Origin of the sequence: Lentisphaera profundi, from assembly GCF_028728065.1 — a bacterium.
Taxonomy (GTDB): Bacteria; Verrucomicrobiota; Lentisphaeria; order Lentisphaerales; family Lentisphaeraceae; genus Lentisphaera; species Lentisphaera profundi.
This window is the reverse complement of the sequence record NZ_CP117812.1, coordinates 1,465,240-1,480,229: the sequence shown is the minus strand read 5'-3', so window position 1 is coordinate 1,480,229 and position 14,990 is coordinate 1,465,240. Positions and strand designations below refer to the sequence as shown.

The window sequence follows — 14,990 nt, the reverse complement described above, 5'->3', positions numbered from 1 at the left end:
ATTAAACATATTGTTTTTTGGCTTAAATTGTACAAAACAATTCAAGATTTAGGTGGAATATGAAATTCAATTCTCGTATGTTTTTATTATTTTCGAGTGTCATGCTTACGTCACAGGCAGCGTCAATAAAAGATTTTGCTATAGATAAAAAACTCGACCAGGCCTATGCCCGTGTTGAGGGTGACAAAATTATTCTTGGTACAGGCCGAGTCGAGCGTCAGTGGAAGTGGGGCGGTAATGGCCTTGTGACTACGAGTCTTAAGGATTTAAAGAATGATAAGCAATGGTTAGATCTAAATAACAAAAAGACATCAGATTGGAACTATCGTGGCTATATGCCGGCTAATAGCGGTAAACTTCTGAGCTTGAAAGCCGAAGTTTCAAATGATGGAGGCTTTGCTGAGCCACACATGGAGTTAACTGCAGAAGTAGAGTACGCCAAAATTTCAGTGAAATATATTGTATGGGCGTTCCCCGGTGCGAAGGGATTGAGAACCCAAGTTAAAATCAAAAGCCATATGAAGTTGAATCCAGGGAATAAACTTCAGTATGATATTACCCCAAAGCATGATGAGTATAATAAAACATCGTCAAGTAAAATTTTAACAGGAAGAACCGAGAGCTTAGCAATTGATACGACAGGCTTGGTAAAACGCGGCATGGGTTATTATAATCATACTCAAGGGCGAAATCAGTTAAAAACACCTCTCGTTCATGAGTCCTTACATGAATCAGGGAATTTAGGCTGGGCGAGCATCTTGAGTTTAGAAAATAAAGAGGGCGGTGTGTTCTTAGTGAAAGAATCTCATAAATGTGTTAATCAAGCAGGAGTGAATACGGGAGTTTTTGAAGTAGAAAAAAATCATGTGAGTTCAACGGGTTGGGGTATCTTACCTCAAGATTTGACCACTACATATCAAGGTTTCTGGGCAAATTGGGTCATCGTACATGATGGGAAAACTGCTGAGCAACGTGAATTAGCACTTAAAGAATTTGATAGAGTTCGCTACTCGATAGATCCTAAACGCGATATTTATATTATGGCGAATACTTGGGGTTCGGGTGAATCAAAAAACTGCTCTCAATCAGCCGCTCGTGAAGAAAATGTTTTAGTTGAAATAGCGAGTCAAAATGATTTAGGTATCGATGTTCAGCAGGTTGATGACGGTTGGCAGGGTTGGATGACTGCAGGGCCTCACTGGCGCCCTGTAGCTAAACTTGATTTCAAAGAGATGATGCGTCAGAAAAATAAAAAGAAGAAAAATCAAAAATCTGAAGATGGTGAAGTCTATCTCAAAAATGCTAAAGTCTATGAGATGTATCCGAATGGCTGGAGCACAATCAAGGCTCAGGCAAAAAAAGATGATATTCGCTTAGGTTTATGGGCACATGCACGAGTTCCTTTAGAGGATCTGAAATGGAATTTTGATCAGGGTGGCTTCAAATCTTATAAAATTGATTTTGTTAATGCGAGAGATTTCACTAACTTAAATGAAATTATGACTAAAGTCCGCAAGTTTGTTCAATATACAAATCATCAAGTACGCATGAACTGGGATGTGACCGAGCATCCACCACGAATTGGTTACTTCTTTGGTAGAGAATACGGAAATATTTATTTAGAAAACCGCAAGACAATGTCTCCAGCAAATGTTGTCTATATTCCTCACTTAGTTTTACGTGATGCTTGGGAGCTCTCCAAATATAATAACTTGAATAAATTTCAGATTTCAGTTCAAAATGGTGATCGTTGTAATAAGCAAGTAAGTGATGCACACAAGCATACAGCTGATTACTTAGTGGCTCAAACACTGATGGGTTCCCCGATTTTCTTTCAGGAGACACACTATTATTCAGATGAAGCCAGAGAATTAGTTAAGCCTTTGTTGAAGGCATACAAAGCAGTCAGATCTGATATGTACAGAGGCTATGTCTTTCCTGTAGGTGAAATGCCAGATAATAAAAGCTGGTCGGGTTTTCAGAATTATAATTCTGAATCTGACAAGGGTTTCCTAACTATATTTAGACAGATCAATAATGATGAGACAAAAAAATCAATAGCGCTGAAATTTGTAGCTAATCAAGAACTAGAATTGACAAATTTAATGACGGGAGAGAAGCAAGTGCAGCGAGCAGGTGCCGATGGTTCAATTTCTCTTGCTATTGATAAAGCAGCGGATTACCGCTTCTATCAATATACAGTTATAGGAAAATAAATTTCTTCTGAGTTTTTTATTGAGAGTTAAACAATGTATTTATAATACGAACTTTGGGTTTAAATGTATGAGACGAATCACATTCATTATAAAAGATAAATCCATAGGTATTGGATGGTTGAGTTTATCATCAAAAATCAAATTATATTTTTCAAGCTTATTTTTTTTAATGAGTTTTACGACTTTTTCACAAGAAAATGATGTCTTATATATTGAGGCTCAGTGGGACAAACCACAACAAACACTTGAGCATTTCGGTAGTTCTACGGGCATGTATGGTGCTTATATAATTGAGCAACTCAAGAGTGAGCAAGATCGCAACTTACTTGCGAGCCTTTTATTTAGTAAAAAGATCAAATCTGGCCAAGCACAAGGTATAGGGCTCTCATGTTTTCGAGTAGAACTTGGAGCAGGAAGTGCTACACAGGCTAATGGCGGTGGGATAGTGAAGCCCTGGCGCCAAACACACTCATTCATGAATAAGGAAGGGAAATACAGCAGTAAATATGCCTTAGGAACAGATTGGTGGATTAAAGCGGCCCATCGCTATGAAGTGGATAAACTTATCGCTTACTCAAATTCGGCTCCATTTTTTATGAATAAAAATGGACTGACATATAAATCGGAAGAAAGTATGTCGACTAATTTACCCAAAGATAAATATGTAACTTACGCTAAATATCTCGCCACGATTGCTCGTTATTATCAGCGTCAGGGTAAAGGCTTTGATTATATTTCTCCTTTTAATGAACCTCAATGGCCGTGGAGCTTTTCCAAGGGCAAAGCCAAACAAGAAGGAAGTCCCTGGACTAATCAAGAGATTTTTGAAGTGACTAAAGAGATAGATAAAGCTTTTAACACAACACAAGTAAATGCCAAAATAGTGACTCCAGAGGCCGCTCATATAAAGTACCTCTATAAAGAGACTAAAGGCTTTGCGGCGGCATCTTCTAATCAAATTGAAGCTTTTTGGGGTAAAAAAAGTCCCTATTCATTGAACTCAATGACATCAGTTGAACCACTTGTCGCCGGTCATACTTACTTTGTCGATGAGCAAAAGAGTTTGATCTCGACTCGCAAGGCACTCAGAAAAAAAATGGCCGAAGTTGCACCCCAGCTTCGTTTCTGGCAGAGTGAGTACAGCTTACTCGAGAAAGCTTATTTAGAAGGACGAGAAAGTCATAAAAGTATGAGTGCCATGGATTGTGCTTTGTTTTTGGCAAAAGTCATCCATCATGATCTCACAATAGCTCAAGCCACATCATGGCAATTTTGGTCGAGTTTCCACCCTGAGCTACATGGTAGCTTACCCCGATTTAATTTAGTGACGGCAAAAATAGAGGAAGGTACGTTAGAAACAGAACCGACAAAACTCTTATGGGCACTAGGTCATTTTAGTCGATGGATTCGTCCCGGCATGAAACGCTATTTAGTTAAAGGCATTGATGACGAAGCGTCTGAGAATAAGGATTTAATGGTTTCGGTATATGGAGATAAGGAGACTCAAGAGAAAGTTTGGGTCATTATTAACTATGGTAATGAGGCGAGAGATTTTGTGGTTAGTGATCACTTATCACGACAATTAAAGTCTTATTTGACGACGAGCCAAGTGGAGAAAAATATGAGCTATATGGGGATGAAAAAAGCCAATCAAAAAATTGAAATCCCCGCTCGTTCAATCATGACTTTAGTTATGGAAAATTAGGCGTATAGCTGAAAAGCTTAAACGGTATTCAGACAATAATAGATATGCCTTAACCTTCAGTCAAGATTCTTTTAAATCTAAGTCACGGATTCAGGAAGAACTTAAACCTTTGAGCTCTTGATCGAATTGAGTTTTGTATTGGCTGGGATTGAGTCCCTGGCTCTTTTTGAAGACGCGACAGAAGTGGGGCGAATCATAATAACCGAGCTTTTGAGCGACTTCAGTAAGTGGTAGCCCCGTCATAATGAATGTACTAGCAATTTCCATGCGTCTCTTATTGATGAATTTTGCGGGTGGAATACCCACAGTTTTAGAGAATAAATCAATAAAGTAATTTTGCTCTAGCTTTAGTAGAGCGGCGAGCTCAGCGGTGCGTGGAGCAATAGTGAGGTTCTTTTCTATATATTCAAAGACGGGACTTAAACGGGCTAAAGCATCGGCTTCATGACTCATCTCACCACGAGCTAAAAATGGGGCTAGGAGGATCTGTAGAATAGCGGGTGTTTCGTAGGGAGCTTCGGAAAAATTATTCTTTTGTAAATCAAACAAGCGTTTAAATAAATGGCGACTGAGACTATCCATGGGAGTGGGCAAGTTCAATGGGCAGTTTAAGTAATCAAATAGATTGAGGTTACCGTAGAGACGGGCGTCAAAATGTACCCAATCAAGCGACGCATCTTGTGTAAAACGATAGGATGTCATACGACCACTAGGGAAAAGGTAGGTACAATTTGGTTTTAAATCGATGATTTGATCATCAATCGTAAAAGTAGCTTCACCACTTCGTATCGCATAGAGTCGGTTATAGCTAGATAAATGCTTGGGGCGTTGCCATAAATCACGTAATTCAGTGAAATCACCGACATCATAAAAAAGTTTGAAATTTTGAAAAACACTAGCCATTAGCTCTCCTTATCAAAGGAATGTACAATCAATAACAAGGCTTTTCCAATAGTTTTTTAGCTTTTGATGACTTAAACTTACTTAAGAAAATCCAAGATTACTGATTTGAATTTAATAAGTTGAACCTTGGGAATATCATCAATAAGGGAGTCAGTTGAGCATGAGTGTAAGATACGATCATACAAAGAAAGTAGTTCCCAAAAATCTAATCATATCATTTGCCTTAATTACCACATGTTTTGCCTTGTGGGGTGCGGCTAATAACATGACGGATCTCTTGGTGACAGTGTTTAAGCAGGTAAAGGGTATGTCATCGCTTCAAGCGTCTATAATTCAGACCGTATTTTATGGAGCGTATTTTTTAGCGCCAATTCCCGCCGCTCTGATTATTAAAAAGTGTGGTTATAAAACCGGCGGTATCGTAGGGCTCTCACTTTATGCGCTAGGTGCCTTTCTCTGTTACCCGGCGAGTCAAGCAGATAGTTTTTCATTTTTCTTGACGGCGTTTTATGTCTTTGCTTTTGGCTGTGCAATGATAGAGACTTCGGTGGCACCCTTTATACTTTCTATGGGGCCCAAAGAAACCGCGACACAACGAATCAATTTGGCACAATCTTTTAATCCAGTTGGCTCCTTAGGGGGAATCTGTTTAGGGAAATTTGTGATTTTAAAACATCTGACTTCATCCGAAGAAATGGCGATACTCGAGGGTGCGGAGAAGGCCGCAGCTCAATCCCATGATTTAGGCTTAGTTGTGAATGCCTACGCTATTGTAGGAGTCATTGCTCTTATCGTGGCTGCCGCAATTGCGTTTAAAAAGTTTCCTGTCATTGCAGAAGAGCAAAACCATTCCTCAGTTAAGGCCTCGATTGGACGACTCGTTAAGAATAAGAATTACATGTTTTCTGTGATGGCACAATTCTTCTATGTCGCGGCTCAAATTGGTATCTGGACATTTATTGTTCCCTATGTTATGGCCTCGGGAGCGGGTTATGATAACAGCAATGACGCCGCCAATTTTTATATCTACTCATTATTTGCTTTTGTGTTCATGCGCTTTGTCTATACTGGCTTAATGAAATTCATAGACCCTGCAAGACTTTTGTCGGTGGCGATGGTGCTCAGCTGCCTCTTCACTTTACTGACAATTCATAGTAGTGGAATGCTTGGTGTTATTAGCGTTGTTATGATCTCTGCCACGATGTCACTTGGTTTTCCGACAATTTATGGCTTAGGTCTAATGGGTTTAGAGGGCGACGATAAAAAGATCGGCGGATCGGGTATTATCATGGCGATTGTAGGAGGTGCGATACTTGTTCCTCTACAAGGTTTTATGAATGATGGAAAGTTGCCTACAGGAGACTTTATCCTCGATAGGGTGCTCAATACTTTGTTTAGCCCCATCAAGAGTGTTTTTGATGCCATAGGCTTTGAGTACAGCCCTGCAAACTCCTATTACATGCCACTTTTTTGCTTTGTGATCATTGCGATCTACGGCTTTATGGCTCACAAGAAAGAAGCAGATGTGGGCATCATCCACGAAACTAATCAAGCTAAATAAGAGGTCCTCTATGTCAAATAAAATAATGAAACTTCATCCTGAAGATAATGTCGCCGTACTGACCTCGGATTTGGAGAAAGGCACCGAGCTTAAGCTGGAAGGGGAAGTATTCAAGATTAATAAAGAGCTCTCCTTGGGTGATAAAATTGCTTTGTCAGATCTAGCCAAGGGCTCTTTGATTTACAAATATGGTATTGCTATTGGTTCCACAAAAATTTCCATTGCGAAAGGTGAATGGGTTCATTTACACAATATGAAAAGTGACTATGTGGCGACTTATGTTTTTGATGGTTCGGATAAGGAGAAATAGAGTATGGAAATTATTACAGAGAAGGCTTATTTACGTGCAGATGGACGCAAAGGAATTCGCAATATTACTTTGGTAGTGGCCTTGGTCGAGTGCGCGCGTCATGTTGCTGAACAGATTGTGCGTCCTTATGAAGAGCAAGGTGATGTACATCTCATGGTTTGGTCGGGCTGTTACCCGAATGACTATTCTCAAAAAATCATTAGTAATATTGCTAAGCATCCCAATACCGGAGCGGTGCTTTTTGTCTCACTTGGTTGTGAGGGTATGAATCGTACTGCCTTGGCAGAGATGGCTAATAATAGCGGACGTTGGACCGAAACTTTAGTCATTCAGGAAAATGGTGGTACGAGTTCTACTATTGCGAAAGGGCGAGCTTTAATTGAGCAAGCCAAGGAAGTAAAGAAATCTTTTGAACGTGTGAATATGGGTATGGATGAACTCATTGTAGGGACTATTTGCGGAGGTAGTGATGCGACTTCAGGGATTACCGCTAATCCAGCCGTGGGTGGAGCTTTTGACCTTATGATTAGCCGTGGTGCTCGTTGTATCTTTGAGGAGACGGGTGAGCTCATTGGTTGCGAAGAACGCATTCGCCCACGAGCCATCAATGAAGAAGTCGGCGACGCTTTAGTGAAGTCAATCCAGAAAGCTTCTTATTACTATGAACTTATGGGCCATGGCTCTTTTGCTCCGGGCAATGCGGATGGTGGCTTAACTACGGTTGAAGAAAAATCCCTGGGGTCTTACTGCAAGAGTGGAGATAGCCCGATTTCGGGAGTGATTGCACCCGGCGATATTCCAGAAGCCACAGGGCTCTACCTCATGGACGTGGTGCCCGAGGGTGAGCCGCGTTTCGGGTTCCCCAATATCAATGATAGTTCAGAAATAATGGAGCTCATTGCGAGTGGTTCGCATATCATACTCTTTACCACTGGACGAGGCTCAGTTGTGGGCTCGATTGTATCGCCCGTGATCAAAGTTTGCGCTAATCCCAAGACTTATGAGAACTTATCTGAGGATATGGATATAAATGCGGGCTCGATTTTAACTGGTGAGAAAACACTTCTCCAAGTGAGTGAAGAAATTGTTCTAAAAGTAGAAGGCCTCATGAAAGGTGAACAGAGCCTGAGTGAAGCGCTAGGTCACCGTGAATCGGTACTGCTGTATAAAGGAGAGATGGCTCAGAAAACTCTGTGTGGGATGTAAATATGAATGTGCGAGATGATTTTTTAATCAAAGATATGGATTCTTAAGGTTAAGTGCGGGCGCGCAGCGACTAACGTTGAGATTCTTAAGGGTACTCGTATCCTTGAGTAGGGTATGGGACAAAGTCCCAATATAATTAAAACCTCGGGGCCAGCCCCGAATGCAGTGAGATACTGCCGTATGGGCCTTAGAGACTTGTTTGCCTGTGTGGCAACATCCACCCACGACGGGCGACTAAAATTTTATTTAAATTAAAGGAAAATATTATGGACGAATTATCAAATAGACTCGAAAAAACTTACTCAGGAATCCTCTATGACGTACTGCGCTCAATGGGCCATCCCGACTGCCTCTTACCCAATACGATTCGCCCGCTTTTACTCGATAAAAAAATAGCGGGCCGTGTCTTTACAATTAGTGGTCGCATAGTAGAAGACATGAATGAGCACGACTCATTAGTCCAATGGTGTACAATGCTCTCGAAAGCACCCACTGATCATGTGATGGTCTGCCAGCCAAATGATAGCACAGTCTCCCACATGGGTGAACTTTCTTCGGAGGTTTTGAGCTATAAAAAGGTTCGTGGTTATATCGTGGATGGTGGTGTACGCGACTCCGAATTTATCGAGAAAGTAGGTTTTCCAGTTTGGAATCGTTATTTCACACCTCGCGACGTAGTAGGGCGCTGGGTTCCAGAATCATTTGATAAAGCCATTATTATTGGTGACGTCACGATTAATCCAGGTGACTATACCTTTGCAGATCGTGATGGGGTGGTGATTATACCTGCTGATATTGCAGAAGCGGTATGTACACGTGCGGAAGAATTAATTGGAACTGAAAACTTAGTTAGAAAAGCCATTCTTGAAGGAGTCGACCCCGTGGATGCCTACCTGAAATATGGTAAATTTTAAGAGCCTAATAAGTACAGAATTGTTTTAGTTATTGTTTCATGGGTATCAACTTAAAGAAAAGATTGCATAAATTGACAATGTACTTGTTAACCTTGCCTCTCTTACGGGTTTTATATAATAAACCGGAATGATTATTTAATAATTCATCTCAGAAATGATCTCACTTTAAAATGACCAAGGAAAGATATGGTAATAAAAAAACAATTAATCTTATTTATATTTAGTTTTTTTGCGATAAACGCATCAGAAAAACCCAATATTATTTACATCCTAGCGGATGATCTAGGTTATGGTGACCTTGGCTGTTATGGCCAAGAAATCATTAAGACACCGAATATAGATAAGCTGGCTTCAGAAGGGATGAAGTTCACTCAGCACTATGCGGGTAGTACGGTCTGTGGTCCCTCGCGTAGTGTGATGCTTACAGGTAGACATACGGGGCATACATATTTACGTGGCAATGGTTTCTTAAAGATGCGCCCAGATCCCTTAGATATGATTTTTCCTAGAGCACTTCAGAAGGTCGGCTATCATACTGCCACTATAGGTAAGTCAGGCTTAGCCTGTAATTCAGATGATGGTTCATTCCCCGCGACAAAAGGATTTGATTCCTTTTTTGGCTTCACCGCTCATTACAGGGCCCATTGGTATTTTCCAAATTATCTATGGAAGAATGGTAAGAAGCAAAACTACCCGAACAATACATTGCATGACGGAGATAAATATAGTTCTGACTTAGTGATGGATGAGACACTCAATTTCCTCGATAAACAAAAAGACGGTCCCTTTTTTCTTCATGTAGCCTTTCAGATTCCTCATGCCAGTTTGCGTGCGAAAGAAGAATGGAAAGCCAAATACCGTCCCATTTTAAAAGAAAAACTACTTCCTCCAAAAGAACATGGTCACTACTCATATGAGCGTGAGCCTAAGACCACTTTTGCTGCCATGGTCTCCTATATGGATCACAATGTTGGCTTGATTATAGCAAAACTCAAAGAACTCGGGCTAGATAAAAATACTCTCGTTATGTTTTCTAGTGATAATGGTGCGATGCAAGAAGGTGGTCATAAACGTAGTAGCTTTAATTCCAATGCTGACTTACGTGGTGGAAAGCGCGATCTTTATGAAGGCGGCGTACGCGTTCCAACAATTGCTTGGTGGCCCGGTAAAATTAAAGCGGGAACAACGACAGATCATCTCTCTGGCTTTTGGGATATATCACCTACGATGCGCGAGCTTGCGGGTGCAGAAGCTCAGGCGGATACTGATGGGATATCTTTACTACCGACTTTGTTTGCTAAAGGAACTCAAGAGAAACATGATTATTTATACTGGGAGTTTCATGAAGAGGGAGGGAAACGCGCTGTTCGTCAAGGTAAGTGGAAGTTAATTCATCTCGGTATAGGAAAAAAATTAAAGCCTCGCATAGAGCTTTATGATTTAAGTAATGATCCCCATGAAAAAAATAATTTGGCCAAGACTCATCCAGATCGGGTATCTGAATTAAGTCAAATATTTAAAAAAGCCCATGTAAAATCAATAAAGCCTGAATTTCAATTTGCCGAAGAATTGAATCAAAAGCAATTGGCGAAACGCTTGCACGGTAATAAAAAATCTCATTAAAATAAGAAGTTTATGCTGAGTAAAGCATCAAGGATGCGAACTCAGAGTGTTGTTTAAAATAAATAATTAGAATACGAGGATCTAAAATGATTAAAAAAACCATTTACCTATTACTGATCGTTATTAGTAGTGCCGTATATGCTGCACAGCCGAAAGGGCTCAAAGAAGCCCGTGATAAATCAGAGGCGGCTTATCGGCTTTCGAAAGAACAGTTCAAAAAAGATGGAGAGTATAAAAAACTATTTAAGGTTTTAATAGCTCATAATCACAAATTTCAAAAGATGCAGAAGGATGCTGGTATTAAAGGTGGTATCGCGCAAGCGGAAAGAATCGGTATTATAAAAAATTAGAGAAAACAAAGGCTTATCAAACAGTCATTAAAGAGCGTAAAGCTCAGGATGAAAAAATCCGCGAGTATTTACAGAGCGTAGATCCTAAATATAAAGCAGTGCACGCAAAGTATCTAGAGATTTGGCTACCTTATTATGATAAAATTAAACCCCGCCCAAAGACCACGACCACATTAAAAGAGGCTTATCCAGGGCGCTTTGTTTTTGCCAAGTACCAGCCAGTTTTTGAAAAAGCCACCACACTTTGGTTTCAGTATCCAGCATTGAACTGGATCGAAGCTCTGCCATTGGGAAATGGTAGTTTTGGAGCGATGGATTTTGGTGGTTTAACTAAAGATGTGGTACAATTTAATCACGATACCTTATGGTCACCACCAAGTTTAGATCCAGCGGAGTTCGAAAAGGCATACCCGAATAGAGAAAAAGAAATTAGCCAAGTGCGTCAATTGATCTTTGATGGTAAAGCTCCTGAAGCCCATGATCTTATTGCGAAAAAGGTTCAAAAGAAATATGATGTTGGTTCATATCAGCCTTTTGCAGAATTACATTTTGAGTATGACTTTGCTAGTAAGTTAGAGAAAGGATCTGTTAAGAAATATTCACGTAGTCTCGATATGGAAACGGGAGTTACGACAACGTACTTTGAGATCGGCGAAACAAAGTTTGAACGTCAAGTTTTTGTGGTCAATGATAAAGATGTGATCGGCATTCGCATGAGAGCCATTGGCGGTGCTAAATTTTCAGCAAAAATGAATCTCTTTCGCCCGAGTTACTTTGATCATCAGATTCCTAAAATCGAATCATGTGGTCCTAATAGTATTTCTATCTCAGGTAAGGCACATGGCTATGATGAATCCAAGTATTCAACAAGTTACGAATCAATTGCTCAAGTCAAAGTCGCTGATGGCTCAAGCAAATCTGAAAATGGCATCCTCGCGGTGACGAATACGTCTGATATGACGGTATGGATCTCGGGAACGACTAACTATAATATTGATAAGCCTTTTGAACCTTTAGCAGAAGACTTAAGCAAAAAATGTAAATCACTTTTAAACGATGTTAATGATCGAACTTGGGATGGTGCATTTACGGGAGCAGTAAAGGCTCATAACAATATTTTTGGCCGCGTTGATATACGCCTCGGAGCCGAAGGAAAAAATGATATTCCACTCGATGTCCGCATTCGAGCAGCCAAAGAGCTTGGTGAAAACGAATATGATCATTACTTCATAAGTCAGATGTTTCACATGGGTCGCTACTTATTAATCACCTCGTCACGACCAGGTTCAATGTGGGTCAATCTACGTGGCATTTGGAGTTCAGATCTGAAAGCCGCTTGGAACTCTGATTATCACCATGATATCAATATTGAGATGTCTTATTGGTCGGCGGAAGTGACTAATATGAGTGAATGTCACACTCCCTTATTTGATTCCTTGAAGGTCATGAGAAAACGTGGTAGCCGAGTGGCTAAAGAAATGTTTGGCAGTCGCGGAGTCTATATTGCACTCTGTCATGGTGGTTATTTGACTGCTTATCCACCTGAACCACCGCGGGCAATGTGGGGAATGGCTGGACCTTGGGATGCGACGCATATTATGGAACACTACCGCTTTGGTCAAGATAAAGACTATTTAGAAAATTACAGTTATGATATCATAAAGGATCATGTTTTGTGGTCACTTGATTGGTTGGTAAAAGATCCACGTAATGGCAAGCTAGTTGCAGGTCCTGATTATTCTCCTGAAACAGCTTATGCAATTACCGAAGAGGATCGTAAGAACCGTCGCTGGGGACATGAAGATATGGGTAGTGCAATGAGTCAACAAATTGTTCATCAACTCTTTACCGACTTTCTAGAGGCTTCCGAAGTTTTGGGTATCAATGATGAAATTGTAGCTGAAGTTAAAGCTAAGCGTGAGCAACTCGCTCCCACGAAAATTGGTGCCGATGGTACAATTATGGAATGGAGTAAAGATTACATCTCATCAGAGCCCGACCACCGTCATATCTCACATATGTGGGCCATGTTTCCAGGTAATCAGTTTCATGTAGATAACGCTCCAAAAATGATGGAGGCAGGTAAGAAAACTTTGGACATTCGTACCGATACGAATCGCAGTGGAAGAATTGTTCCCTGGAGTAATATCTACTATGTCAATTTCTACTCTCGTTTCGGCTTGGGTGATAAAGCTCTTTATTGGATCAATAGCCTAAGTCGCTCGATGCACCCTAGTAAAAAAGTACGTGGCTGTGGTGCATTCAACCCTAATGGCATGGGAAGTCAGGGTTTAGTGAATGATGCTAATTACGGTTATCCAGGTGCTATTGCAGAAATGCTTCTCCAAAGTCATACGGGTGAGATCAAGCTTCTTCCTGCACTGCCTAAAGCCTGGGACCAGGGCATGATCAGCGGACTCGTGGCTCGCGGTGGATTTGAGATTTCAATGAAATGGGAAAAAGCTAGCTTGCTAGATGTTTCGATTCTCTCAAAAAATGGAAATCCCTGTGTCGTGACTTATAAAGGTAAAAAAGTAAGCTTGAATCTGAAGAAGGGCGAAAAAATGAGTTTAAATAAAGCCTTACTCTAAGGATTTAATTATCGGACTATTTATTCAATAGTGTGATGACTCCAGAGATCAATAATATAACTAATGCTAAGGACTTAAAATCATGCATAATAAACTAATTATGAAAAGTAAAAATCTCATTTTACTTATGGGCTTACAGCTATTTTTCCTAACGACGGTCATTGCTGATATTAGGCTACCAACGGTACTTACTGACGGCATGGTACTTCAGCGTGATAAAGCTATCACAATTTGGGGTTGGGCTGATGCTCAAGAAAAACTTAAAGTCAGTCTCGGAAATGATAGCGCCACAACTAAAGCAGATAGGAGTGGTCAATGGTCAGTTTCACTTAAAGCACAAAAAGCGAATAGTGAAGGTCAATTATTAACTATTAAAGGCAATAATACGATCAGAATCAAAGATGTTCTGATCGGAGAAGTTTGGTTGGCTAGTGGCCAATCCAATATGGAATTTCGTATGAACCAAACCGCTAATAAAGATGATATTGCAAAAGCCAAGTACCCCAATATTCGCTTGTTTCATGTGAAAAAAAATAAGTCTGCTTTTGGTTTAGATAATGTTCAGGGATCTTGGCAAAAATGCACTCCAGAATCAGTGGCAACCTTTTCTGCAGTCGCTTACCACTACGGAAAGAATCTTCATGAAAATCTAAATATTCCGATTGGCTTAATTTCTGCGGCAGTGGGAGGGACTCAAATTGAACCTTGGACTCCACTTGAAGGTTTTCAACAAAAAGAAATTCTTAAAGAATATGCAGATCTAGTTGCTGGCTATACAAAAAATACAAGAGTATTACACACGAGCCCGTCGGCGTATTATTTTGCGATGATTCACCCACTACTTAAGCTTAAATTAAGAGGTCTGATATGGTATCAAGGTGAGTGTAGCCTAGGACAAAAAGGCGATGGCGCTATTTACACCGACAAGACTTACGCTTTGATCAAGGGTTTACGTGATAATTTTCAACAAGAAGATCTTTCCTTTTATTTTGTTCAAATGCCACCATTTCTTTATGTTGGAAGATTCAAAAAGCAATGCACAAAAACACTGACAGTGGAATCATTGCCTTTGTTTAATGAGGCCCAAATGAATTGCCTTAAGACAATTCCGAATTCAGGAATGGTTGTGGTGTCTGATAAAATAGATAAGGTTCAAGGCATTCATCCAACTAATAAAGCTGTTGTGGGTTACCGCCTTTCCTTATGGGCCATGGCCAAAAACTATGGCAGACCAAATATCGTATATTCCGGACCTCTCTACAAATCTTATAAAGTGAGTGGAAATAAGATCATTATAGAATTTGATCATGTGGGTAGCGGATTAACTACTTTAGACGGTGCAGCACTCACTCATTTTCAGATTGCGGGTAAAGATAGAAAGTTTATTGAGGCTAAAGCAAGTGTAGTAGGAAAAACAATCCTTGTAGAGAGCTCTAATATAAGATCGCCAATGGCGGTACGATTCTCATGGCATGAAGCTGCCATCCCCAATTTTGCTAATGCGGAAAAGTTACCCGCCTCACCATTTAGAACTTATGATTGGAAATAATCGAGCTGATGACAAATTAACTTATAGCTGTTAATAACAGCTACTCTCGGAGTTTATCTATG

11 protein-coding genes are annotated in these 14,990 nt (G+C 40.3%); 10 read left to right on the top strand and 1 reads right to left on the bottom strand.

What is annotated here, in order from left to right; genetic code table 11:
* Positions 1-59: 59 nt before the first annotated feature.
* The gene (locus PQO03_RS17220; RefSeq protein WP_274152042.1) at positions 60-2,216 is read left to right on the top strand and encodes a hypothetical protein; all 2,157 of its coding nucleotides are present in this window, start codon (positions 60-62) and stop codon (positions 2,214-2,216) included.
* Positions 2,217-2,283: 67 nt separating this feature from the next.
* Entirely contained in the window at positions 2,284-3,921 is a 1,638-nt protein-coding gene (locus tag PQO03_RS17215; RefSeq protein WP_274152040.1) for a glycoside hydrolase, read from the top strand.
* A 90-nt stretch (positions 3,922-4,011) separates the two neighbouring features.
* Here the strand turns inward: PQO03_RS17215 and PQO03_RS17210 are convergent, their stop codons facing one another.
* The gene (locus tag PQO03_RS17210; protein WP_274152039.1) at positions 4,012-4,824 is read right to left on the bottom strand and encodes an AraC family transcriptional regulator; all 813 of its coding nucleotides are present in this window, start codon (positions 4,822-4,824) and stop codon (positions 4,012-4,014) included.
* A 160-nt stretch (positions 4,825-4,984) separates the two neighbouring features.
* Here PQO03_RS17210 and fucP point away from each other — a divergent pair, with 160 nt between their 5' ends.
* From fucP to PQO03_RS17170, 8 genes are all read left to right on the top strand, one after another.
* On the top strand, positions 4,985-6,385 hold the full coding sequence (fucP, locus tag PQO03_RS17205; protein ID WP_274152037.1) for an L-fucose:H+ symporter permease: 1,401 nt from the start codon (positions 4,985-4,987) through the stop codon (positions 6,383-6,385).
* 10 nt (positions 6,386-6,395) lie between these two features.
* Positions 6,396-6,695: a UxaA family hydrolase gene (locus tag PQO03_RS17200; RefSeq protein WP_274152036.1), complete on the top strand. Its 300-nt coding sequence runs from the start codon at positions 6,396-6,398 to the stop codon at positions 6,693-6,695.
* A gap of 3 nt (positions 6,696-6,698) precedes the next feature.
* Entirely contained in the window at positions 6,699-7,901 is a 1,203-nt protein-coding gene (locus tag PQO03_RS17195) for a UxaA family hydrolase (protein WP_274152034.1), read from the top strand.
* A gap of 266 nt (positions 7,902-8,167) precedes the next feature.
* Positions 8,168-8,815 (top strand): RraA family protein, encoded by a 648-nt coding sequence (locus PQO03_RS17190; protein ID WP_274152032.1) that lies wholly within the window; start codon positions 8,168-8,170, stop codon positions 8,813-8,815.
* Between the two features lie 186 nt (positions 8,816-9,001).
* Positions 9,002-10,438, top strand: a complete 1,437-nt coding sequence (locus PQO03_RS17185) for an arylsulfatase (RefSeq protein ID WP_274152030.1) — start codon at positions 9,002-9,004, stop codon at positions 10,436-10,438.
* A gap of 86 nt (positions 10,439-10,524) precedes the next feature.
* Entirely contained in the window at positions 10,525-10,788 is a 264-nt protein-coding gene (locus tag PQO03_RS17180) for a hypothetical protein (RefSeq protein WP_274152029.1), read from the top strand.
* A 98-nt stretch (positions 10,789-10,886) separates the two neighbouring features.
* Entirely contained in the window at positions 10,887-13,379 is a 2,493-nt protein-coding gene (locus PQO03_RS17175) for a glycoside hydrolase family 95 protein (RefSeq protein ID WP_274152027.1), read from the top strand.
* Positions 13,380-13,461: 82 nt separating this feature from the next.
* Positions 13,462-14,928: a sialate O-acetylesterase gene (locus PQO03_RS17170; protein WP_274152026.1), complete on the top strand. Its 1,467-nt coding sequence runs from the start codon at positions 13,462-13,464 to the stop codon at positions 14,926-14,928.
* Positions 14,929-14,990 lie beyond the last annotated feature (62 nt).